Here is a 24,650-nt window from a genome sequence, read left to right as displayed (position 1 = left end):
GAGCATGTTTTCCTGGCGACGTTTGAGGGACTCGCGGCATCGTTCGCGAATGCCTACGCATGCCGTACGGCTTCCTTACCGGAACCTTCTCAACCTCATCGATATAGCCTCAGCCGCTATCGACCCAGGATTCCTTTTTGATTAGCCATATAATTCCAGCTTTTTCACGTACCGGGCGAAGCAGCTATGAAGAAGATCCTCCTCACCCTGGCCGCCGCAGTGGCCGTATGCGCGTTTGGTCCTGCTGGAGCGCAGGCGCAAGATCGCGAACTGGTCGTGGCGTCGAGCGCGACCTACACGCCGTTCGCATTCGAAAACAAGGACAAGCAGATCGTCGGATTCGACATCGACATCGTCAATGCGATCGCGAAACAGCAGCACATGAAACTGCGCATCGTGAATACGCCGTTCACCAGCATCTTTGCATCGCTCAACAACGGCGACGTCGACTTCGTGATCTCCGGCGTCACGATCAACGAGAAGCGCAAGCAGAGTTTCGACTTCTCGCAACCGTATTTCGATGCACGCCAGCTGATCGCCGTGCCGAAGAACAGCACGGTGAAGTCGCTGAAGGATCTGGATAGCAAGAAGGTTTCGGTAGTCAGCGGTTCCACTGCCGACGATGTGATGAGCCGCGAAGTCGGCAAGACCAGTCCGAATATCCGCCGTTTCGAGAGCACGCCGCTGATCATTTCCGAGCTGGCATCGGGCGGCGTCGATGCGGCAATCGGCGACAACGGCGTGATCGCCTATCGCGTGTCGCAGAATCCCGGCCTCAAGACCGTCGAAGACTCGAACTTCCCCAAAGAGTATTACGGCATCGTCGTGCGCAAGGGCGACAAGGCCTTGCTCGACAAGATCAATGCCGGTCTCGCCGCGATCCGCGCCGACGGCACCTACAACCAGATCTACAAGAAGTGGTTCAATCAGGACTTCAAGGCGCAGTGATCGACTGATGCCGCCGCGCGCACAGGGCATCGCCCGCGCGCGGCGCACGATCATCTTTGCCGGCACAACGGCCTTTTTCGATAGCAAGCATGGAAGACAGCAATCCGATCGTCTGGTTCGGGTGGTTCCGCCCGGACATCCTCGTTGAGTACAAGCAACTGTTCTGGCAAGGCGCGCTGGTCACCGTCGGCATGACGGTGGCCTGCGTGCTGATGGGCTGCGCGTTGGGCCTGTTGTTGGCGCTGGCGCGTCTCGCCGAGACGCGGCATCAGCCGTGGCGGGCTGTCTGCCAGTACCTGCTGCGCTGGCCGTCGACCGCCTACGTGAGCTTCTTTCGCGGCACGCCGCTGTTCGTGCAGATTCTGCTGATGCACTTTGCGGTGATGCCGTTGTTCATCCATCCCCTGAACGGTCTTCTGATCAGGGGCGACCTGGCTCGCATGCTGAAGCAGGATTACGGCGCGCTGATCTCCGGCGTGGCGGCGCTGACGCTGAACTCGGGCGCCTATATTTCGGAAGTGTTTCGCGCGGGCATCCAGTCGATCGAGCGCGGCCAGCGACAGGCGGCCCTGTCGCTAGGCCTCACGCATGGACAGATGATGCGTTACGTGGTGATTCCGCAGGCATTCCGCCGCATGTTGCCGCCGCTTGGCAACAACATGATTTCGCTGCTCAAGGACACGTCGCTGGTGTCGGCGATCGGCCTGGCTGAACTGGCCTACGCGGCACGCACGGTCGCGGGCGCCTATGGCCGTTACTGGGAGCCTTACCTTGCCATCGCCGCGGCGTACTGGCTGATGACCTTCGCGCTGACGATCGGTCTGCGCAAGCTCGAAGATCACCTCGCGCGAACGGATCGCGTCGCGCACTGACACTTCGCGTGAAGCGCGCACCCGACGCGCTTCACTCCGCGAACTGTTGCCGCAGATACGCCGCCGTGCGGCTGCCCTTCTCCCTTGCCACTTCGGACGGCACGCCGCACGCCACGAGTGTGCCGCCTGCGTCGCCGGCTCCCGGGCCGACATCGATCACCCAGTCGCTTTGCGCGGCCACCCGCATGTCATGCTCGACCAGCACGACCGTGTTGCCTGCATCGACGAGTCCTTGCAGTTGCACCATCAGCCGGTCGACGTCGGCGGGATGAAGTCCCGTCGTCGGTTCGTCGAGCACGTATAGCGTGTCGCCACGCTGTGCGCGCTGCAATTCGGTAGCGAGCTTGATACGTTGCGCTTCGCCGCCCGACAGCTCGGTCGCCGGCTGACCAAGCCGAAGATAGCCGAGCCCGATGTCACGCAGCGCCGTCAGCGAACGCATCACGCCGGTCTCGTCGGCGAAGAAACCGCACGCGGCGTCGACGGTCATATCGAGCACCTCGGCAATGTTCTTGTCCCGCCAGGTGATTTCGAGCGTCGACGGGTTGTAGCGCGTGCCGTTGCATACCGTGCACGGCGCATACACGCTCGGCAAAAACAGCAGTTCGACACTGACGAACCCTTCGCCTTCGCAGGTCGGACAACGCCCTTGCGCAACGTTGAACGAGAAACGGCCTGCGCCATAGCGACGCTTGCGTGCACCGGGCGTGTCGGCGAAGAGTTTGCGGACGTGATCGAAAAGACCGGTGTAGGTGGCCAGGTTGGAACGCGGCGTGCGCCCGATCGGCTTCTGATCGACGCGCACGAGCCGCCGGATCGTCTCCATCCCTTCGGCAATATGGCCGCTCGCAGGCGCCGTCGCGGTTGCCAGCAGCGGATCCTGTTCGTCGTCGTCCTGACTGTCGATAACCCTTCCCAGCCGGCTCGCGACCAGTTCCGGCAGCGCCTGGCTCACGAGGCTCGACTTGCCCGAACCCGAGACGCCCGTGACCGTCGTCAGACAGCCGAGCGGAAACGCCACGCTCAATCCATGCAGGTTGTTGCGGCTGATATTCGCGAGTCGCAGCCATCCTGCCGCATTGCGCGGCGTGTGATCGGCGCGCTCAGGCGCAGCGAACAGATGACGGCGCGTGTGTGACGCTTCGACCGTCGCGAGACCTTCGGGCGGACCGCTATAGACCACATGCCCGCCCGCTTCGCCGGCGGCTGGCCCGACGTCGACCAGCCAGTCGGCGCGACGCATCATCTGCAGATCGTGTTCGACGACGAACAGCGAATTGCCCGCTGCTTTCAGTGCCTGCAGCGCGCTGAAGAGCGCTTCGCCATCGGCGGGATGCAGACCGGCCGATGGTTCGTCGAGCACATACACGACGCCGAACAGCTGCGACGACAGTTGTGTGGCAAGCCGCAAACGCTGCAATTCGCCCGAAGACAGCGTCGGCGTACTGCGATCGAGCGCCAGATAACCCAGGCCGAGATCGATCAGCGTCGTCAGGCGCTCCAGCAGCTCGTCCGCAATGCGTTGCGCGGCGAGGCGCTTCTCTTCCGACTGGTTCGGCGTACGCCTCACGTCGGGCGAAGCTTTATGCATCGAACCGCCCGCAGCAACCCGCCTGTCGACGGCATCGCGCATCGCGCTTTTGCTGAGCACGCCGGCATGGTCCGTCGTCGTCGCGCTTGCCCATTCGCCGCGCGCAATCGGTTCGAGAATCGAAGCGAGTTCCGACAGCGGCAACTGCGAAAACTCGCCGATGTCGAGACCCGCGAATTTCACCGACAGCGCTTCTTTCTTCAGCCGCTTGCCGTGACAAGCCGTGCACGCATTGCCGACCATGTATTGCGACACGCGCTTTTTCATCAGCGCACTCTGGGTGTTCGCAAAGGTGTGCAGCACGTAGCGGCGCGCGCCCGTGAACGTGCCCTGATAGCTCGGCTCGTCCTTGCGTTTGAGCGCGGCGCGCGTCTCTTTCGGCGTGAGGCCCGCGTAGACAGGCACCGTGGGCTGCTCGTCGGTGAAGAGGATCCAGTCGCGGTCTTTCTTCGGCAGATCGCGCCACGGCGTGTCGACGTCGTATCCGAGCGTCACCAGAATGTCGCGCAGATTCTGACCGTGCCACGCGGGCGGCCACGCGGCGATCGCGCGCTCGCGGATGGTCAGCGTGTCGTCGGGCACCATCGACCGTTCCGTCACCTCGTACACGCGGCCCAGTCCATGACAGACGGGACACGCGCCCTGCACGGTGTTCGGCGAGAAGTCTTCGGCGAACAGCATCGGCTGCTTCGGCGGATAGGTGCCCGTGCGCGAATACAGCATGCGCACGAGGCTCGACAGCGTCGTGACGCTGCCCACCGAAGACCGCGCGCTCGGCGTGCCGCGTTGCTGTTGCAGCGCGACTGCGGGCGGCAATCCTTCGATCGCATCGACCTCCGGCACGCCGACCTGCTCGATCAGACGCCGCGCATAAGGCGCCACCGATTCGAAGTAGCGCCGTTGCGCTTCCGCGTACAGCGTGCCGAACGCCAGCGACGACTTGCCCGAGCCCGACACGCCGGTGAACACGACGAGCGCGTCGCGGGGAATCTGCACGTCGACGTTCTTCAGATTGTGCTCACGCGCGCCGCGCACGCGTACGAAACCGGTGGCGTTGTCGGAGGGCGGCGTAGTCGAACGGGGCTTGCTGCGGCGGACGTCCATGTCGATCGATAGGGATGAGTGCGGATGATGGAATTGGCGAACGCATTATCGCAAGGCGGCGCGCAAACGTTGTGCCTTCCCTTCGGACATGCGTCGATGTGTCCGCGTCGGTGTAAACCCCGATCAAACGTGCATTCAAAATGCCCGTTATTCATATTGCGAAGCTCGATCGCCGACCTGCTCTTCTGTTGCACGGCACCGCTCCCGTCTGCATCCGGGCCTCTCGTGGCACCCTGATCTCACGCGGCACCGACTCGGATTCTCCGTTTATCTGTCTCCTCGTCCGGCGTGCCTCTGCGTGAGATGCGATGCACATTAGAGCCTTTCCCTTTCATGGACGCAGCTGGAACCCACAATCAGACAGCGCCGGTGCTGAGCCGGCATTTCGCCAGGACGGCGGCCATTTTGCTGGCCGCCGCGCTCGTCGTTTGCCTCGCCGTCGGCGCAACCATCGCCGCGACCTCGTCGCGCGGCGAGGATGACCAGCGGCTGCGCGACGCGCTGGCCGTGACGTCTGAACTCGAAACACTGCTCACGCTTCACGTCGCAGCCAACACGGATTTTCTCGAAGGCGTCGGCATAGCGGGCTACAGTTCGCGCGGATGGCCGATCCGGCGCGCCGCCGCCGTCGCCGGTACGTACGACCGGCTGGAACGCGAACTCGCGGGAGGCGCGGGCGCGCTGCAGAAGCTCCGGCAATTGCGTGGACTGAGCGCGGCATGGCCGCAGGAACTCGACTCGGCCGCGCGAAATCTCGCGCTCGCCAGTGCGGGCACCGTCGTTCAGCCGACGCTGCTGCAGCACGCGAACCGCACGCTCAGTTCCATCATGACGCTCATCTCGGACCTGCGAAGCGAGGAACGCGCGCAGATCGCCGGCATGCAGTTTCGCGCCCAGGCGCAACTGGTCCGGCAGAGAATTTCGCTGGCCGTCGCCTCGGCAGCGGGCGCGCTCCTGCTGCTGTTCGCGTTGTTCACCCGTCAGCGCGCATCGCTCACGAAGATCACGTCGCAGATCGTTGCCAGCGAGGCGCAACGGCGCTTTCGCGATTACTTCGAACAGCATCCCGTCTCGATGCTGATCTTCGACGTCCACACCTACGAGATCCTGACCGCCAACGCAGCGGCCCAGCGTCAATACGGGGCCACGCTGGAGCAACTGCGCTCCCTGCCCGCCGACCAGCTTCGTCCGCCTGCGGATGTCGATGAATTTCGCCGTGATCTTCAAGGGCATATCGAGTCGGGCAATCGCGGCGGCGCGGCGGGCGTGCGACGGCATCGGCGGGCAGACGGCGAGATTTTTTTCGTCGACGTCACCTATCACCTGCTGGATTTTGCCGGACGCGAAGCATGCTTCGTCACCGCGCATGAGGTCACCGCGCACGAGCACGCGAAGGAAAGCCTGCGAGTCCGCAGCCGCGCGCTCGATGCGTCGAAGAACGCGGTCATCATCTCGCACAAGATCGACGGCAACAGCACGATCACGTATGTCAACGCAGCCTTCGAACGGATCACGGGACGTTCGGCGGCGGAAGCGATCGGTGCCGAACTATGGAATCTGATCGGCTGCGACAGTTCCACGCCCGACGCGCGCTCGATACGCATGGCCATGCGCGCGGAATGCGAAGGCGCGTGCCTGCTCCAGTGCCGCAGGCTCGACGGCTCCGTCTACTGGATCGATTTGCACATCGCGCCCGTGCTCGACGAACAGGATCGTCCGACGCATTTCGTGACCATATTCAGCGACGTGTCCGAACGCGTCCTTTACCAGGAGCAATTGCGCACCCAGGCAAACGAAGATGCGCTGACGCGTCTTCCAAACCGGCTCGGTCTGAAGGCGACCCTCGCCAGCCTGTTCGAGCGCGCGGTCGCGGAAGGCAACAAGCTTGCACTCGTTTTTCTCGATCTCGACAACTTCAAGGAAGTCAACGATACGCTCGGACACACGGCCGGCGATCAGGTGCTGTGCGAAGTGGCGCGGCGTCTGTCGGGCACTGTGTCGCACAATGAAATCGTGGTCCGCTATGCTGGCGACGAATTCGTCGCGGCGCTCTACGGACGCGGCGACGTCGACAGCTTCATGGCAGCGGCAACGGCGATGAAAGAAACGCTGACGCACAGCCTTGCCGTCGGCAACCGGCTGATCGTGCCGCAGGCGAGCGTCGGCGTTGCGGTGTTCCCTGACCATTCCACCGATCCCGACACGCTGCTGAAGTATGCCGACGCCGCGATGTATCGCGCGAAGTCGGCGGGACCGAACAGCATCTTGCTGTTCAACCATGAGATCGCCATCCAGGACATCCGGCGCGCGACGCTGGCGCAAGCGCTGCGACATGCGGTGGCCGCCGACGCCTTCTCGCTCGCCTATCAGCCCAGAGTCGATCCGGCGACGGGCAAGGCGACGGGATTCGAAGCGCTGGTTCGCTGGCGCGACGCGGAACATGGCGACATCAGTCCGTCCGTGTTCGTGCCGATCGCCGAGGAAACGGGCCTCATCGTGCAGATCGGGCAATCGGTGCTCGAGCGCGCCTGTCGACAGACGCGGCTATGGGCCGATCTGTATCCCGACATCGTCGTGTCGGTGAATGTATCGCCCGTGCAGTTCGAACGCTCCGATCTGCCCGCGATGATCGCCGCCACGCTGGAGCGCACGGGCGTCGACGCACGCAATATCGAACTGGAAATCACCGAAGGCGTGCTGATGGCGCCCGGCTCGCTGGGAACGTTACGCGCGCTGCGAGAGATGGGACTGTCGATCGCCATCGACGATTTCGGTTCCGGCTATTCGAGCCTCGGCTATATCCGCAGCTTCCTTGCGGATCGCGTCAAGCTGGACATGTCGTTCGTGCGCGGCATCGGGCGCTCTCACGCCGATGAAGTGATCGTCAAGGCCGTCCTCGCCATGGGCCGGACGCTCGGCATGCGCGTGGTTGCAGAAGGCGTCGAAACGCCCTGCCAGCTCGAGTTTCTGCTCGACAACGGCTGCGACGAAGTGCAAGGCTACTGGTTCGCTCGCCCGATGGATGCCGCGGCCGCGCACGCGTATCTCGTCCACGACATGCGTGATGTCAGCGACATTCAAAGCACGATCTGCACACCCAGTTCGACGACGTCTTCCGGTTTGAGTCCGTAGTATTCCGCGCTGGACGCCGAATGGAACGACATCATTGCAAACAGCCGTTCGCGCCAGCGCATCATCTCGCCTTTCGCGCAGCCCTTCACGACTTCGTCGCGTGGCAGAAAGAACGTCGTATGAGCAGGATCGTAGCGCCACGCGCCTAATTCGCCGCTCAGCGATTCGAGCAGCTTCGGCAGATTCATACGCTCGACGAAGCCGTGGCGCGCGATGATCTCGTAGCATCCGTTGCCAAGATCGCGCGTTTCAATGCGCGTTTCTTCGTCGATGCGCGGCGCGGACTCCGACACGTTCGCGAAGAAGATCGCCGTCTCGTGCATCACGCCGTTGTGCCGGACATTGCTCTTCAATGCAGCGGGCGTCATACCCACCTGGTTCCCGGGATAGACGGCCGTGCCGCGCACGCGCGCGGGAGGCGTTTCAGAATTGAGCGTGTCGCGCAGAAAGGCGTCCAGCGGTTCCGAGCGTTTCGCGTGCGAGGCAGCAAGCTCTCGCCCGCGGTTCCACGTCGACATCAGCACGAACAGCACCAGACCGACCGAGACGGGGAACCAGCCGCCGCCCGGTATCTTCGGGATGTTCGCCGCGACGAGCGTCAGATCAACGATGAGCAGCGGCACGCCGACGAGCGCCGCGCGCGACGCCGACCAGCCCCACACGTTGCGCGTTACGCTCGCCATCTGGATCGTCGTGACGAGCATCGTGAGTCCGACGGCGATGCCGTAGGCGGAAGTCAGTCGCGCCGAACTCCGGAAGACCAGCACGAGGAACAGCACCGACACGAACAGGATCGCGTTGACGGCGGGAGAATAGACCTGGCCGCGTTGCTCCTTCGATGTTTCGACGATCCGCATGCGGGGCAGGAAACCGAGTTCGATCGCCTGACTCGTCATCGAGAATGCCCCTGAAATCACGGCCTGCGAAGCGATGATCGTCGCCAGCACCGTGATCAGCACGCCGGGGATCAGCGCCCAAGAAGGCAGCGCGCGAAAGAAAGGCTGCGCGACCGCGCCCGGTACGAACAGCAACGTGGCCGCCTGCCCGAAATATCCAATGATGATGGAAGGAAACACAATGGCGACGAGCGCGATACGGATCGCTTTGCGTCCGAAGTGGCCGATGTCCGCATAGAGCGCTTCCGCGCCCGTCAGCGCGAGAATCACCGCGCCGAGAATCGTGAACGCGATCCCGGGGCGAGCGACCGCCAGCGAGACAGCCCATTGCGGCGACAGCGCTTTCAGAACGGCGGGATGCTGCGCGATCCGGTAGATGCCCACCGCCGCGAGCGACACGAACCAGACGCCCATGACGGGCCCGAACAGATGGCCGACCGCCGTGCTGCCGCGATGCTGAAGCGCGAACAGCGCGATCAGGATCGCCGCCGCGACGGGTACGACCCACGGACCGAACGCAGGACTGATTTCCGTCAGACCTTCGACCGCCGACAACACCGACACGGCGGGCGTGATCATCGAGTCGCCGTAAAACATCGCGGCGCCGAACAAGCCGGCCAGAAGCAGGCTGCGCGGCACGTGTCGCCGCGACTTCTGGTAGCCCGAGCGAACCAGTGCAGTCAACGCGATGATGCCGCCCTCGCCTTCGTTGTCGGCGCGCATCACATACAGCCCGTACTTGAGCATCACGACGATCACGACGGCCCACACGATCGTCGACAGCACGCCCATCACGATCTGCACATTCACCGAGCCCGCATCGACGACGGCTTGTCGCAACGCGTAAATCGGGCTCGTGCCGATGTCTCCGAATACGACCCCCAGGGCGCTGAGCACCAGCGCGCCGCTGGGGGTATCGCTGCGCGGCGTCGAAGCGTGCTGACGATCGGTTAGCTTTTTGAGCATCGGCAAAGGCGGGCCCGTCGCGTCAGAGGCTCCTCACGCGCTCCCAGCCGTGCCGCACGGCAGCCTTGAACCGTTCCCATCCGCTCTCCGGATAGCGCGACTCCCAATTTTCGCGCGCACTCTGCTCCACTGATTGCCAGTCCTGTTCGCGATACCGCTCGTCCTGTCCGAGCGTGGTTCCATGTGTGTACGCGCGGCGGTACTCGTCGTACGAAGAACCCGTGTTCGCATAGCGGGCGTCGTAGTCCTTGCGAAATTCATCGTCGTAGGGAAATTCTTCCAGCGGCGTGCCCATGATCGGATCGCCGACGAGGCCGGTACGCGGTGTCGGTTCTGCTGCTGCAATGGCTTCGCGGGCTTCGTTGCTGTCGGACGGGCGGGCGTTGCGGGACTTCATGTCGTCAGTCACGCCTGCCGTCGAACGTGCGATTCCGACGTCGGGTACGGCCGACATCGATTGCTGCTGCCGCTGCCCTGCGGACGAGCCGTAGCCCGTTCCTTCCGTGCGCGTCGTGACCTGCTGCATCCCGCTGACCATGTTGGGCTGAGATGCCGTAAAAGCGGTTTGCTTTTGCGCGCTATCGTCGACAGGGACGGGTTCCATTGCGTCGCCCGGCATCGATGTGTCGTCGGCATCCACCTCGTATTCGTCGACCATCAACGGTACCTGCTGTGACGTCGAACCTGCCCGATCCGCGGAAATACCGGATCCGTTTCGCCACGCGGCGGTCCGTTCCTCGATATCGGCCGCGCCGGCGCGGCGCATGACATCGCGCGCCATATCGACCTGCATTTCGGAAACATCGGCGCTGAGAATCGTTCCGCCGCGGCGTACGAATTCGCGGTAATCCTCGGCTTCCGGCGGGTACTCGCCGCTTTTGAAAAGGCGCGCAAACAGCTGCTCGAGCCGGTCGAACACGGGCGTATGCTGGCCGACGGCGGCGCCGCCCGGCGCGTAGACCCGCGGGCCCTTTTCGACGGGCGCTTCGACGGACAGCGAGTAAATGGCGATATCGGCCTGGGCGACACCCGCCGCGTTAAGCGACTGCTGGGCCGCACGCGCATCGGCGTGGCTGTCGTACACCCCCATGACGGTCTGTCTCATGATGTCTCCCTGAACGAAGGCGGAGCGGCCTCCAGGCCGCGGTATGGGAGACGGATGCAACGCGTGTGCCCGCAGGGTGAAACGATGTGCCGGATTTACGGACTCGACGACACGGCTAGTACCTTCAGTTCATTGAATCAGACGAATTTGCAGGAGGGCTCGCAACTTTTGAGCTGCAACTGGCCTCAAGCCGGCTCCATCCCATACCCGAGCTTCGCATCGTGCGCAGCGGGCGACGCGAGAAACGCGATCAGCGCCCGAGCGTCGTCCCGTCGCTGCGTCGTGCCGCAGATGGCAGCCGAGAAAATCGTCGTCGATTGAATATCGGGCGGCAGCAGACCGACCACGCTAATGCCATCGACATGCATCAACTCGCTGAGCTGCTGAAAACCGATATCGACTTCGCCACTCGCGACGAGCGAACCGACGGGCACACCGGGCGGCGCCTGGACGATGCGCGGCATCGAAGAATCCGCGCCGATTCCCCAGCCTTCGAACAGCTTCAGCAAGTACGTGCCGCTCGGCCCGGTCGAATAACCGACGGCGCGCGCATTCGTCACGGCACGGCGCACGGCCGCCCCGCTGCCGATAGCAGGCAACGCCGCGCCCGCCTTGACTGCGACAGCAATCCCCGAGCGCACGAGATCCACGCGGCTATGCGGATCGACGCGCCCGGCGGCGGCGAGACGCTCGATGGCATCGGAGGCCAGCACGACGACGTCGTATGGCTCGCCTTCGAGCACGCGCCGCGCGGCCTCCACGCCGCCCATCGACTCGACCTCGACCTGCTCACCCGTCGCGCGCCGATACGCTTCGACGAGATCGGCTAGCAACTGACGCGTCGCCATCGACGAAACGACTTTCAACGGCGTCGAGCCCGGCGCGTTGATCATCACCCGCGCCTCAGTCGATATAGCGCAGTCCCGCTTTTTCGAGCGGACCGCGCATGTTGTACATGTCGAGGCCGAGCACGCCCGACGCCAGCTTCGCGCGCTTCTCTTCTTCAAACGACTCGCGCGCCACAGCCTTTTCCAGCACCTGTGCCGCCAGTGCCTCGGGTACTGCAACCACGCCATCGTCATCCGCGACGACGACATCGCCCGGATGCACCAGTCCGCCCGCGCACACCACAGGAATGTTCACGGAGCCGAGCGTCGCCTTCACGGTGCCCTTCGACGAAATCGCCTTGCTCCACACGGGAAACTGCATGTCGGTGAGCACGCGCACGTCGCGCACGCCGCCGTCGATGATCAGCGCACGCGCGCCGCGCGCCTTGAAGCTCGTCGCGAGCAGGTCGCCGAAGAAGCCGTCCGTGTTGTCCGTCGTGCAGGCTGCGACGACGACATCGCCCGGCTGGATCTGTTCGGCGGCGACGTGCAGCATCCAGTTGTCGCCCGGTTGCAGCAGCACCGTGACGGCCGTGCCGCCGACCTGCGCGCCCGAATAGATCGGCCGCATGTACGGCTTCAGCAGACCGACGCGTCCCATTGCCTCATGCACCGTCGCGCTGCCGAGCGCGCCGAGTTTCGCCGCGACGTCGCCGTCCGCGCGTTTGATGTTGCGATACACCACTCCGAGTTCGTACATGTTCACTTTCCTTGAGCTTTGAGCGCGGCATCGAGACGCGGATACACGCGCCGTGCGTTGCCTTCGTAGATCTTGTAGCGCTGTTCGGGATTCATATCGGCGGCTTCGACGTAGCGCTTCGTATCGTCGAAGTAATGGCCCGTCTGCGGATCGATGCCGCGCACCGCGCCGATCATCTCGCTCGCGAACAGGATGTTGTCGACGGGAATCACGTTGGTCAGCAGATCGATGCCCGGCTGGTGATACACGCAGGTATCGAAGAAGATGTTGTTGAGCAGATGCTCCTGCAACGGCGGCTTCTTCATTTCCTGCGCGAGTCCGCGGAAACGTCCCCAGTGATACGGCACCGCGCCGCCGCCGTGCGGAATCACGAAGCGCAGCGTCGGGAAATCGCGGAACAGGTCCGACGTCAGGCATTGCATGAACGCAGTCGTATCCGCGTTCAGGTAGTGCGCGCCCGTCGTGTGGAAGCAGGCGTTGCAGCTTGTGCTCACATGAACCATCGCGGGAATGTCGTACTCGACCATCTTTTCGTAGATCGGGTACCAGTAGCGGTCGGAGAGCGGTGGGCTCGTCCAGTGACCGCCCGACGGATCGGGATTCAGATTGATCGCGACATTGCCGTACTGCTCGACGCACTTCACGAGTTCGGGAATGCAGGTGGCAACGTCCACGCCGGGGCTTTGCGGCAGCATCGCGGCGGGAATGAAATGCTCGGGAAACAGCTGGCTCACGCGATAGCACAGCTCATTGCAGATCGCGGCCCACGTGCTCGACACCTCGAAGTCGCCGATGTGATGCGCCATGAAGCTCGCGCGCGGGCTGAACACGGTCAGATCGAGACCGCGCTCGCGCATCAGACGCAACTGGTTCTGCTCGATCGATTCGCGCAGTTCGTCGTCGGTGATGTGCAGTTCGGATGCCTTCGGCATGTCCGACGGATTATTGATGCCAGCAATCTGGCGGTTGCGCCACGCTTCCAGCGCTTTTGGCGCGGTCGTGTAGTGGCCGTGAATGTCGATGATCATCGTTGTTCCCAATCGCTTGATGCCTGCTTGATGCCTGCTTGATGCTTGCCTGATGCCCTGATTCAGGTGCATGCCGCCCGATTGCGGCATGCGCCCTTCAACCGTCGAGCCTAGTGCGCTGCGTTCGCAGACACTGCCGGCCCGTCAACCTGTTTGCGCTGCGTGACCTGGACAGCGATCGCCGCGAGCGTCGCCGGCACGGCCAGCATCGCGAGGATCGCGCCGAATTGCCAACCGAGTCCGAGCAACGCGCCGCCAACCGCCGACCCGAAGATGCTGCCGAAGCGGCCCATGCCGAGCATCCAGCTGACGCCCGTCGCACGCGCCACCGTCGGATAACGGCCCGGCGCATACGCGTTGAGGCCCGTCTGCGCGCCGCTCATGCAGAAGCCCGCAGCGAACACCAGCAGCGCCAGCGACGACGACAGCGCACCCATCCAACCCAGCGCGAGCACGAACACCGCACCGCCAACGTAAGCCACGCTGATCACATGCGCCGGACGCGTCTTGTCCATGATCCAGCCGACCAGCACCGCACCGATCGTGCCGCCGATCTGGAACATCGCCGTCACGTTCGCCGCTGCCGTCACCGACAGACCTGCGTCCTTGATCAGCGTCGGCAGCCAGCCCGTCAGCAGGTAGATCACGAGCAGGCCCATGAAGTACGTGACCCACAGCGCGAGCGTCGTTGCACCGTAGCCATGCGAGAACAGCACGCCGATCGGCTTGCGCGTCGGCAGCGGCGGTTCCGTCGAGATGAACTTCTCATCGCCGGCAAACTTCTCGCCCGTCACGCGGCCGAGCACGGCACCGATGCGTGCAGCGGGCGCACCGCGCACCGCGAGCAGTCGCGCCGATTCAGGCAGCAGCCAGATTTGCAGCGGAATCAGCACGAGCGGCAATGCACCGCCGAAGATCAGCACCGAGCGCCAGCCGTGCTCGGGAATCAGCCAGCCCGCCGCGAAACCGATCAGCGCCGAGCCCAGGTTGAAGCCCGTGAACATGATCGTGATCAGCAGCGCGCGCTTGCGTTGCGGCGAGTACTCCGACAGCAGCGTCGTCGAGTTCGGCATCGCCGCACCCAGACCGATGCCCGTCAGAATGCGCAGCACGGCCATCGATACGGGCGACTGCGTGAACGCCGTCATGATCGTGAACACGCCGAACAGAAACACCGACGAGATCAGCACCCACTTGCGCCCGAAACGGTCCGATGCCGGACCCGCAGCAAGCGCACCGATCACGAGGCCGATCGGCGCCGCGCTCATCACGAGGCCGAACTGCGGACGCGAAATGCCCCAGTCGTGAATGATGGAAGGCGCGACGAAGCCCATGATGGCCACGTCCATCCCGTCCGCCGTGACGGCCAGGAAACACAGCGCCACCAGTAGCCACTGATAGGCCGAAATATGGCGTTCGTCGATGAACGCCTTGATGTCAATCGTCTTGCTCGCCGGCATCTGTAGTCTCCTTAAGTGCGGCGCGTGTCGGCTGGCGTGTCGTGCGATTCATGTTGTCCGCACGTCGCGCCAGTTACGGCAACGCATTGGGCCGTCAGCCCTTGTTGATGTCCTTGGCTTTTTCCGCGTCTTCCCACGCGGCTTTTGCAGCGGTTTTTCCCGCTACCGAATAGAGCGCGCCGGGCGCGTTGCGGGTCTTCTGAAACTCTTCGAGCGTCTGGCCGCGCATCGCTGCGTAGATGTGCAGGTTCGATACGCCCGTCACCGCGCCGAGCTTTTCGAGCATGAAAAAGATCACGCCGTAGTGAAGCAGGCCGCGCCAGTCGCGTCGGCGGATGAGATCGCGCTCCTGTTCGCTCAAACCTGCTGCCTCGAAGCTCGCTTCGGGATCGGCGATGAACGCTTCGCGATGCGCGGGCTCGACCATCCGGTGCAGATAGTCGTTGATGCGATACGCCTTCACCGCCGTTTCGATACTGAACGGATACGTGCCCTCCAGCTTCTCGACGTTCGTCAGTTCGACGGCCATGCGTTCGCGATGACGTTCGACGACAGCGGGCCGCGTGTCGGCGCCCTGACCTTCGTAGATCGCCGTCGCGATGCCCGCCATCGACGGCAGGTAGTAGCTGCGGTGCTTGCAGACCACATTTGCGGGCAGCGCGCCGCGCATCGTCAGCCACATGATCACTTCCGCGCCTTCGTAGCCGCCGAGTTCCGCATACTCGGCGAGCGTCATGCCTGCGAGCTGTTCGGGATCCTGTTCGAGCAGATCGAGAAAACGGTGATCCCACGGCGTGTTGTTGAAGCCCGAGCGCTCGCCGTGCACCTGATGCGACAGACCGCCCGTCGCAACGATCGCGACGTCGAGATCTTCCGGGTAGCTCTCGACTGCACGTCGCAGCGCCTGGCCGAGCTTGTAGAAACGGCGCGCGCTCGGCACGGGCAATTGCAGCACGCCCATTTGCAGCGGCACGAGCTTCACGGGCCATTCGGGCTTGTGCGGACACAGCATCGACAGCGGCGAGAAGCAGCCGTGATCGAGCGGCTTGTTCTGAAAGAACGACATGTCGAATTCGTCCGTCATCAGCGACTTGCCGACGTGCGCGGCGAATTCGGGGTGGCCTTGAATCGACGGCAGATCGCGCGGTCCGCCGCCTTCGTCGGCCACGTTCCATTCCTGACCGACGCCGAGTGCGAACGCGGAGTAATGGTCGAAGAAGAACGACGTCACGTGATCGTTGTAGATCAGCAGCAGAACATCGGGACGCTTCTCCGCGAGCCAGTCCGCGAGCGGCGCGAAGTTCTCGAAGATGGGCGCCCACACGGGGTCGTCCCGCTTGTTCTTGTCGAAGGCAAACCCGATGGTGGGCGTGTGTGAGGCCGCAATGCCTCCGATGATCCGTGCCATGCCAAAACTCCTTGGTGCTAGTACTTTCCTGCCAACGGGCGTCGATACGTCCGTCTGTCTATCGTTTCTGCGGGTCGAGCATTCGCTTGACGACCAGCGCGAGCGGAACGGTGAACACGAAATGCGACATGAAGCCGCCGATGATCACGTTCGGATCGAAGTAATTCGGGTGATTGCTCGATGCAATCATGATCAGCACGTGCATCACGATCCACGCGAATATCGCGTAGAACAGCGCGATGAACGTCGCTTCGTAACCGCGCCGGCGGAAATACGGCCAGATCGCGGCGAACAGCACACCCCAGCTGAGCGCGAACACAAAATGGATACCCGTGCCGAGCAGATAGGCCCAAACGCCGAGCGCATCCTGCACGCTCTTGCCGAACACGAGACCCGTCGCGTTGCGCGGAATGCCCGCGAGCGGCATCAGATGCTGCGCGCCGACCCAGACCAACGCTTCGTAAACCCAGATCAACACCGCGCCCGTCAGACCGCCCGCCAGCCCTGCGCGGATCGTGTCCTTCACACTGTGACGATCCGCTTCGGGATTGCCGAGGTGCCGGCTCGAATCATTGCTGCTGGTAGCAAAATGACTGCCCATGTCTCCTCCTGTGTAGTCGCATCGAACCGAACAATCGCCGGTCTGTATGGGATACGAAGTACAAACCCAGCTTAGCGTTGCAGGAAGTCAGGGTAAATACCGGGTGGAGTGGGTTTGGCGGCGTCCGGACAACGGTCCGGAGAGAACGGAGGGAGGTATGAAGATACCGGGAGGCCCGCGTAGAAGGCATTCCACGGTATCCCGTGCGAATGCCGTGCGCCGTATCGGCTCACGGCTCGCGTGTTGGGCTCATAAACAAAACAGATGGCTTAATAGCGACTCTGTGTGGGTACGGGTGCAAGCGGGCGTCAGGGCTTGCTGAAACCGGCGTGCAAAGGGGCCGCGCCCATTGCGTAGTTCGCGAAGCCCGGCGGCAATTCGCTTGCCACCCCGACGGATTCACGAAGGCGATCCGCGCGATATGCATTGGGTGCGACGCCGAATTCCTTACGAAATTCTCGCCCCATATGCGAGGCGTCCGCGAAGCCGCAGATCGCCGCGATCTCCGCCACGGTACGATCCGAATCCGTCAGCAGCCATGCGGCCGTCCGCAGCCGCATGCGTCTCGCGTACGCGAGCGGCGACTCGCCCGTTTGCGTCTTGAAGAGGCGCTGCAAATGACGCACCGACATGTCGACGCGTGCGGCCAGTTCATCGAGACTCAACGGCTGCCCGATGTGCTGCTCCATCAGATGCACCACACGCTTCACGCGCGGATGCGTCACCGGTTTCGTGCCGGGCGGATGCGGTTGCGGCGCGCTCGCCCGCTGCGCATCTTCGACGAGAAGAATGCGCAGCGCCTTTTGCACGGTCGCGGCATCGACATGCCGCTGCAGAATCGCGGCGGCCACATCGATCGATGCGCGCCCGCCCGAACACGAAATGCGCCGTCGATCGATCACGAACAGACGGTCCGCGACGAGCAGCGTCTCGTCTGCATCGGGAAAGCGCGCGAGGTAGTCCCAGTAGTGAAACCAGCTGACACACACGCGATGCCCGTCCATCACGCCCGCGCGTGAAAGCGCGAACACGCCGGTGCAAATGCCGACCAGCGTCGACGAGCCAGCGGCGGCGCGGCGCACGAATTGAAGCGTCGCGTCGCTCGCACCAGGCCCGGAATGCAGCAGTCCGCCGATCACGACGACGTAATCGAATGAGCCGGCGTCGTCGAAGGTTTGCCACGGCTGGATCTGGATGCCGCAACTCGCTCTGACGGGCGTCAGCGTTTCGCCGACAACCGTCCATGCGCACCGCACCGGCTTGCTGAAATCGCCTTCGTCGCTTGCGAGGCGCAACAGATCGACGAAACCGGAAAACGCCGTCAGCGTGAAATTCGGCAGCAGGACGATGCCAAACGTCACGGGCCGCGTTTTCCCGGCGACGACGACAGGCTTTCTCGACGTGCCGACAGCGCGCACGCCCGAGCCGAATTGATCCGTCACGATGCGCATGGCGGATTACTCGTCGGCCAGAGGTGCACGCGACGTCTCGCGGCTCGCGCTCATCGCAATCAACGCGACGACGGACGCGCCCACCAGATACCACGCGGGCGCGAGCTTGCTGCCCGTCGCGCCGATCAGCCACGTCGCGACCAGCGGCGCCGTGCCGCCGAACAGCGCGTTGGCCGCATTGAAGCAGAACGCGAACCCACTGTAACGCACACGCGTCGGGAAGATCTCCGACAGGAAGCAAGGCAGCGTGCCGTCGTTCATCGTCAGCAACGCACCGAACGCAATCTGGATCGCGACGATCGTCATGAAGCCTGCGCCCGCCAGCCCCTTGAAGAGCGGCACCGTCAGCACCGCAAAGAGGATCGACGCGCCGATCAGCATCGACTTGCGTCCGAGCCGATCGGACAACGCGCCCATCAGGAAGATCAGCCCGATATACGCCGTCAGCGAAATCGTCGCTGCGATGAACGACGCTGTCTCGTCCATCCCGAGTTCCGTCGACAGATAGGTCGGCATGTAGCTCAGCACCAGATAGAACGCGACGGCATTCAGGCAGGTCACGCCGAACGCGATCACCATCTTCATCCGATGCTTGCCGAGCAGTTCTGCGATCGGTGCGCGCGCCACGTGGCTCTGTTGTTCGAGCGCCTTGAAACGCGGCGTGTCTTCGAGCTTCACGCGAATGTAGCGGCCGATCAGACCGAACGGCGCGGCGAGCAGAAACGGCAGACGCCAGCCGAACGCATGCAGTTGCTCGCTGCTCAGCACGGCATGCATGATCGCGATCAGAATCGAGCCGAACAGCAGGCCCGCCGCGGTGCTGGCGGGCACGATGCTCGTATAGAAGCCGCGCCGGTTCGACGGCGCATACTCGGCGAGAAACGCCGACGCGCCAGCATATTCGCCGGAAGCGGAAAAGCCCTGGACCACGCGCACGAGTAGCAAAAGCACGGGCGCGAGCACGCCCACTTGCGCGTAGGTCGGCAACAGCGCAATCACGAACGTCGATGCCGACATGATCAGAATCGACAGTGACAGCGAAGCGCGCCGCCCGATCTTGTCGCCGAAATGTCCCCACACGATGCCGCCAATCGGCCGCACGATGAACGAAATGGCGAACACGCCATAGGCCGCGAGCAGCCCCGTGCTGCCGTCCGTCTTCGGGAAGAACACGACGGCGATGATCGTCGCAAGATAGCCGTACGACGCGTAATCGAACCACTCGACGAAGTTGCCGATAAAGCTCGCGCAGGCCGCACGCTTAAGCAGTTTCGGATCGACGGCGGCGTCCGCTGCAGTGTCACCCGTAAGCGTGCCCGTTGATGCGATGCCACGCGTGGAGGACTCTCCATGTACTGCTCTTCTCGTATTCATTGATGCTCTCCAGACCTGACGATGATCGATTGGCTTGAGTGCATGGTAGAAGTCCAATAACGCGGAATATTTCCCCTTTCGACATCGCGCTCGCTGTTTCCGACATCGAGGGTATACGCCAGCGAGCCCATGAAAATAGACGTAAACGCAAAAAAGCCCGCTATCTCCGCGGGCGTTATGCAACGCCTGCGGACATAGAGGGCAACCTCGGACGCGACGGATCAGATCGGGATCAGATCGACGTGGAGTGAACGTCGCCGCGCAGGCGATCGCTAGCCGATGTCGTGATAAACAGCGGATGTTTGCGCGCCAGCAGGAAGTACGCGATACCGCCCGTCAGCAACGAGAACTCGAAGCTCAGATCGCCCCAGCCGAGATAGTCGCGCATCAGCGGGCTTGCATAGGTTGGCGAGTTCGAGAACACGATCGATGCAACGATGCCCAGCATCCACGCGATCATGCCCGGCCAGAAGATTCCGTTCGTGTACCAGTACGCGCCGCTGCCCCACTTCGTCCAGTCGTCCGCACGATAGTGGCCGCCGCGCATGAAGTAGTCGACGACGACGATCGCAGCCCACGGCGCAGTCCAGAAGACCATGTAGTTGAGAAAGACCTGATACATGTCGAAGAACTGGCCATAGAACACGGTCACCACGCGGAACGACAACGTGAACAGCGCGATGATCGCCAGCGACGTCACGCGGTTGATCGGAATGCGCAGCGCGAGCAGACCGAGACCCGCCGTATAACCGTTCGGCACGTTCGCCGCGATGCCGCCCAGAATGATCGCGAACAGCAGCGGCACGATGAACCACGTCGGCAGAAAGCGGCCCAACTGGCTCACGGGATCTTCGCCAAGCGAGCCGCCAAGCGCCGTCGCGAACAGCACCCCGATCACTTCGCAGAACATCAGCGCGACGAACTGTCCGCCGCCTGCCGCCAGCACGATCTTTTTCCAGCTCGTTTCAGCGGGGAAATAGCGGCTGTAGTCAGAGGCGAAATTGGCCCAGCCGATCGGGTAAGAAAACACGATCCCCATTGCGATCAGCCACGTGCTGAACGAGCCGCCGCCATGATTGACCTGCGATGCGATCGCGAGGCTCGTATGCGGCAACACGAACGCGGCAAGCCCCGCGAACAGCACCGCGAGTATCACCGCGATCCATTTTTCGGCGGCGATGATGGTCGCGTGACCGAAGATCGCGAGCACGATTTCCGCAGCGAGAATGATCGCGAGCGATACCCACACCACCGCATGGCTATGAAAACCGCCCATTTTCAGCAGTGTTTCGAGTGCTTGCGTGGCGACGACGGAGTTGATCGAGAACCAGCTCAACGCGGAAATCAGGCTGACGGCTTTCGGCAGAAACGAGCCGAGTTGTCCGAACGAGCTTCGCGACGTCATGATCCCCGACGTGCCCGTTTTCGGCCCCATGATGGTCGTGAGTCCGAGCACGAAGCAGCCGAATGCATTGCCCACCAGAATCGCGAGCAACGCCTGCCACAACGACAGCCCTTGAGACAGCGCCAGCGCGCCCGTGACCACCACCACGTAGTTCGTGTTTGCACCGATCCACATCTTGAAGAGTTCGGCGGGCGTGCCGTGCCGGTCTTCGCGAGGGATCGGATCGATTGCGTGCTGCTCGATGCTCCACGCCTTGTCGGCGTCCACTTCATGCTGCGGGTGACTGCTCTGGTGCGCGCTCATCGCTCTCTCCCGGTTGTCAGGCCCGCGATGCTTTCGCACGCGCTTGCCAGGCTTCGCCCAGTGCCTGCGACATACCTTCGACGCAGACATCGAACAGCAATTTCCCCTTCTCCGCAGACGCATTCGCGGCCGACGACAGACATCCCGATGCGGGCGTCCACTCGGGAATCGGCGGGAATACGTCGTACGGCGGGAACGTCGCGGCCGCGTGCGTGGGCACTTGCGACATGTCCACGAGATGCGGATGCAGATGCAGCATCAGCGAGGTCTCCAGCACGCCGCCATGCTCGACGGCCCAGCCTGGAAATCCATCGGGATAGATGCGCGCAATCGTCTGCTCGGTGACGAAGTCCCAATACGACAGCATCACGACCTGCAAGTCGTGCACGCCTTCCCATTTCAGTTCGCGCAACGCGAGATCGATGCCCTCGACGGCAAACATCGAATTCTCGAAGTGACCGTTGATCAGGCAGATCTTGCGTGCGCCGTGCCGCGCGAATTCCTTGAGAATGTCCTTGATGGTCGATGACAACGTATGACCGTCGAGACTCGTCGTGCCGCACAGATGATTGCCGCCGCCGCTCTTTTGCTGCGACTTGTACCCGTAGGCGATCGCGGGCGCGACCAGCGCGTCGATGTTCTGCGCGACCGCGATGCCGATGGCCGTCGGTAGCAGCACGTCGGGGTTCATCGACATATGCGGCCCGTGCTGCTCCAGCGCGCCGAGCGGAATCAGCACAGGCCAGCCGCCGCCGATACGGCGCGCGTACTCGGGCGCCGCCAGTTCTCCTATCACTACGTTTTGCTTCATGGCTGTTGCCTCCTTCACTTGTCTCGTTCCTGCTGCAATGTCGATATGCGTCGGCGCGATGCGTCACAGTCCGCGATAAACGGGCAAGCGCGCGCACAGTTGCGCGACCTGCTCGCGCACGCTAGCTTCCGTGTTCTCGTCGCCGATGCTGTCAAGCACATCGCACACGAGCGACGCCGTCAGCCGCGCTTCGTTCTCGCCGAATCCGCGCGTCGTGATCGCGGGCGTGCCGATGCGAATGCCGCTCGTCACGAATGGCGACTGCGGGTCGTTCGGCACCGCGTTCTTGTTCACCGTGATATGCGTCCGGCCGAGCGCCGCGTCCGCGTCCTTGCCCGTGATCCCTTTGTCGATGAGATCCACGAGGAACAGGTGATCGTCCGTGCCGCCCGACACTACCTTGTAGCCTCGTTCGATGAATACCGCCACCATCGCGCGTGCATTGTCGAGTGTCTGCTTCTGGTAAGCGGCGAACTCCGCGCCGAGCGCTTCCTTGAACGCCACCGCCTTCGCGGCGATCACGTGCATCAGCGGACCGCCTTGCGTGCCTGAGAACACCATCGCGTTGAGCTTTTTTTCGAGCGCTTCGTTGGCGCGCGCGAGAATCAGGCCGCCGCGCGGACCGCGCAGCGTCTTGTGCGTGGTCGTCGTCACGACGTCCGCGAACGGCACGGGGTTCGGATAGAGGCCTGCGGCGACGAGGCCCGCCACGTGCGCCATATCGACGAAGAGAAGCGCGTCGATACGATCGGCGATCTCGCGAAAGCGCGCGAAATCGAGCACGCGCGAATATGCGGAGAAGCCCGCGACGATCATCTTCGGCCGATGTTCGAGCGCCAGCCGCTCGACTTCGTCGTAGTCGATCAGGCCCGTCGACGCGTCGACGCCGTACTGCACCGCGTTGAATACCTTGCCCGAAAACGACACTTTCGCGCCGTGCGTCAGATGCCCGCCGTGCGCGAGGCTCATGCCGAGTATCGTGTCGCCGGGCGTGAGCAGCGCGAGATAAACGGCTGCGTTCGCCTGCGATCCGCTATGCGGCTGAACGTTCACATAGTCGGCGTTGAACAGCTTCTTGGCACGTTCGATAGCCAGCGACTCGACCACGTCAACATGTTCGCAACCGCCGTAATAACGCTTGCCCGGATACCCTTCCGCGTACTTGTTGGTCAGCACCGAACCCTGCGCTTCCAGCACGCGCGGGCTCGCATAGTTTTCCGATGCGATCAGTTCGATGTGATCTTCCTGTCGTTGACGCTCGCCCTGCATCGCGGCCGACAGTTCGGGATCGAAGCCCGCGATCGTCTGTTCTTTCGAAAACATGTACTACGCCTCCTGCCACAGTGGGTCGCCTGCGGCCTGCGCCGCAGGGTGTCGCGCAACGTGCCGTCAGGCCGCGATGATGTTGTGCTCCGGCCCGTACGCGAAGCCGGTGATGTTCGTCGCGCCCTTCTCGCCGATCACGAGAATGTCGTGCTCGCGATAACCGCCCGCGCCCGGCTGACCTTCCGGCAGCATGATCATCGGTTCCATCGACACGACCATGTTCGGCTCCAGCACGGTGTCGATGTCTTCGCGCAGCTCGAGCCCCGCTTCGCGGCCGTAGTAATGCGACAGCACGCCGAACGAATGGCCGTAGCCGAACGTGCGGTACTTCAACACACCGTACTCGGCGTAGATCTTGTTGAGTTCGTTCGCGATGTCGCCGCAGCGCGCGCCCGGCTTGATCAGCTTGAGACCCGCTTCATGCACTTCGACGTTGATCTTCCAGAGCCGCAGATGCTCGTCCGGGCAATGATCGAAGAACATCGTGCGTTCGAGCGCCGTGTAGTAGCCGGCGATCATCGAGAAACAGTTCAGGCTCAGGATGTCGCCCTTCTGCACCTTGCGCGTCGTGACGGGGTTGTGCGCGCCGTCGGTGTTGATGCCCGACTGGAACCATGTCCACGTGTCCATCAGTTCCGAATCGGGAAAACGCCGCGCGATTTCGCGCACCATCGCCTGCGTCGACGCGAGCGCCACTTCGTGCTCGGGCACGCCTTCGTGCACGGCCGCCGCGAGCGCCGCACCGCCCACGTCGCAGACGTTCGCGCCATGCTTGATCAGTTCGATTTCTTCTGCCGACTTGATCATCCGCATGCGCATGGTCTGCGCGCTGATATCGACGAATTCGGCGGAAGGCAGCGCCGCTTTCAGTTTAGCCAGCACTTCGACGGGCATCTGATCGAATTCGACGCCCACGCGCCCACGGTTGTCGATTTCGCCCTGCACGGCGCGGAAAAAGTTGTCGCGCTGCCAGTCGGTATAGACCACGTTGTAGTCGCCGACCGTGCGCCGCCACGGCTGGCCGCCGTCGATATTCGCCGAAATCGATACGACCTTCTTGTCCGTCACGACGAGCCCGTATTTGCGGCCAAACGAGCAGTAGAGGAAGTCCGCGTAGTAGTTGATGTTGTGATACGACGTGAACAGCACGGCGTCGATATTTTCGCGCGCCATCAGTTCACGCAGTTTGCCTTGACGGTTCGCATATTCGGCGTCGGAGAAGGTGTGCTTCGCTTTCTCCCCGTTCTCGATCCGGATCAGGTTTTCCAGTTTCATGTGCTCG

18 protein-coding genes are annotated in these 24,650 nt (G+C 63.1%); 3 read left to right on the top strand and 15 right to left on the bottom strand.

Annotated features, from left to right (window positions below):
- Positions 1-186: 186 nt before the first annotated feature.
- Both QEN71_RS33680 and QEN71_RS33675 read left to right on the top strand, forming a co-directional pair.
- Positions 187-948 carry a basic amino acid ABC transporter substrate-binding protein gene (locus QEN71_RS33680; RefSeq protein WP_201647465.1) on the top strand — a complete coding sequence of 254 codons (762 nt, stop codon included), beginning with the start codon at positions 187-189 and terminating at the stop codon, positions 946-948.
- A gap of 89 nt (positions 949-1,037) precedes the next feature.
- Positions 1,038-1,820 (top strand): amino acid ABC transporter permease, encoded by a 783-nt coding sequence (locus QEN71_RS33675; protein WP_201647464.1) that lies wholly within the window; start codon positions 1,038-1,040, stop codon positions 1,818-1,820.
- 31 nt (positions 1,821-1,851) lie between these two features.
- On the opposite strand, the gene QEN71_RS33670 is transcribed toward QEN71_RS33675, so the two are convergent.
- Entirely contained in the window at positions 1,852-4,515 is a 2,664-nt protein-coding gene (locus QEN71_RS33670) for an excinuclease ABC subunit UvrA (protein ID WP_201647463.1), read from the bottom strand.
- A gap of 333 nt (positions 4,516-4,848) precedes the next feature.
- On the opposite strand from QEN71_RS33670, the gene QEN71_RS33665 reads away from it, so the two are divergent.
- Entirely contained in the window at positions 4,849-7,647 is a 2,799-nt protein-coding gene (locus tag QEN71_RS33665; RefSeq protein WP_201647462.1) for a putative bifunctional diguanylate cyclase/phosphodiesterase, read from the top strand.
- Here the strand turns inward: QEN71_RS33665 and QEN71_RS33660 are convergent.
- The 14 genes from QEN71_RS33660 to QEN71_RS33595 all read right to left on the bottom strand — a co-directional run bounded on the left by QEN71_RS33660 (position 7,593) and on the right by QEN71_RS33595 (position 24,643).
- On the bottom strand, positions 7,593-9,509 hold the full coding sequence (locus QEN71_RS33660; RefSeq protein WP_201647461.1) for a potassium transporter Kup: 1,917 nt from the start codon (positions 9,507-9,509) through the stop codon (positions 7,593-7,595). The genes QEN71_RS33665 and QEN71_RS33660 overlap by 55 nt on opposite strands.
- 22 nt (positions 9,510-9,531) lie before the next feature.
- The gene (locus QEN71_RS33655) at positions 9,532-10,614 is read right to left on the bottom strand and encodes a hypothetical protein (RefSeq protein WP_201647460.1); all 1,083 of its coding nucleotides are present in this window, start codon (positions 10,612-10,614) and stop codon (positions 9,532-9,534) included.
- A 185-nt stretch (positions 10,615-10,799) separates the two neighbouring features.
- Positions 10,800-11,507 (bottom strand): substrate-binding domain-containing protein, encoded by a 708-nt coding sequence (locus QEN71_RS33650; RefSeq protein WP_201647459.1) that lies wholly within the window; start codon positions 11,505-11,507, stop codon positions 10,800-10,802.
- 10 nt (positions 11,508-11,517) lie between these two features.
- Positions 11,518-12,201 (bottom strand): 4-carboxy-4-hydroxy-2-oxoadipate aldolase/oxaloacetate decarboxylase, encoded by a 684-nt coding sequence (ligK, locus tag QEN71_RS33645; RefSeq protein ID WP_201647458.1) that lies wholly within the window; start codon positions 12,199-12,201, stop codon positions 11,518-11,520.
- Positions 12,202-12,203: 2 nt separating this feature from the next.
- Entirely contained in the window at positions 12,204-13,229 is a 1,026-nt protein-coding gene (locus QEN71_RS33640) for an amidohydrolase family protein (protein WP_201647457.1), read from the bottom strand.
- Between the two features lie 110 nt (positions 13,230-13,339).
- Positions 13,340-14,689, bottom strand: coding sequence for an MFS transporter (locus tag QEN71_RS33635; RefSeq protein WP_201647456.1), 1,350 nt, complete (start codon positions 14,687-14,689; stop codon positions 13,340-13,342).
- Positions 14,690-14,783: 94 nt separating this feature from the next.
- Positions 14,784-16,097 carry a gallate dioxygenase gene (locus QEN71_RS33630; protein WP_201647455.1) on the bottom strand — a complete coding sequence of 438 codons (1,314 nt, stop codon included), beginning with the start codon at positions 16,095-16,097 and terminating at the stop codon, positions 14,784-14,786.
- 58 nt (positions 16,098-16,155) lie between these two features.
- Positions 16,156-16,698: a hypothetical protein gene (locus QEN71_RS33625; RefSeq protein ID WP_201647454.1), complete on the bottom strand. Its 543-nt coding sequence runs from the start codon at positions 16,696-16,698 to the stop codon at positions 16,156-16,158.
- Positions 16,699-17,006: 308 nt separating this feature from the next.
- Positions 17,007-18,149, bottom strand: a complete 1,143-nt coding sequence (locus tag QEN71_RS33620; protein WP_307790061.1) for a GlxA family transcriptional regulator — start codon at positions 18,147-18,149, stop codon at positions 17,007-17,009.
- A 6-nt stretch (positions 18,150-18,155) separates the two neighbouring features.
- Positions 18,156-19,523 carry an MFS transporter gene (locus tag QEN71_RS33615; protein ID WP_233471637.1) on the bottom strand — a complete coding sequence of 456 codons (1,368 nt, stop codon included), beginning with the start codon at positions 19,521-19,523 and terminating at the stop codon, positions 18,156-18,158.
- Between the two features lie 232 nt (positions 19,524-19,755).
- Positions 19,756-21,231, bottom strand: coding sequence for a purine-cytosine permease family protein (locus QEN71_RS33610; RefSeq protein WP_201647453.1), 1,476 nt, complete (start codon positions 21,229-21,231; stop codon positions 19,756-19,758).
- Positions 21,232-21,247: 16 nt separating this feature from the next.
- Positions 21,248-22,042, bottom strand: coding sequence for a creatininase (locus QEN71_RS33605; RefSeq protein WP_201647452.1), 795 nt, complete (start codon positions 22,040-22,042; stop codon positions 21,248-21,250).
- 63 nt (positions 22,043-22,105) lie between these two features.
- Positions 22,106-23,365 carry a serine hydroxymethyltransferase gene (glyA, locus tag QEN71_RS33600; RefSeq protein WP_201647451.1) on the bottom strand — a complete coding sequence of 420 codons (1,260 nt, stop codon included), beginning with the start codon at positions 23,363-23,365 and terminating at the stop codon, positions 22,106-22,108.
- Between the two features lie 66 nt (positions 23,366-23,431).
- A complete protein-coding gene (locus tag QEN71_RS33595) occupies positions 23,432-24,643 on the bottom strand; it encodes a M24 family metallopeptidase (RefSeq protein ID WP_201647450.1) in 1,212 nt (403 codons plus the stop codon).
- Positions 24,644-24,650 lie beyond the last annotated feature (7 nt).

Origin of the sequence: Paraburkholderia sabiae (assembly GCF_030412785.1) — a bacterium.
GTDB lineage: Bacteria > Pseudomonadota > Gammaproteobacteria > Burkholderiales > Burkholderiaceae > Paraburkholderia > Paraburkholderia sabiae.
The sequence above is the reverse complement of the archived record's forward strand: the minus strand, read 5'-3'. Positions and strand labels throughout refer to the sequence as shown.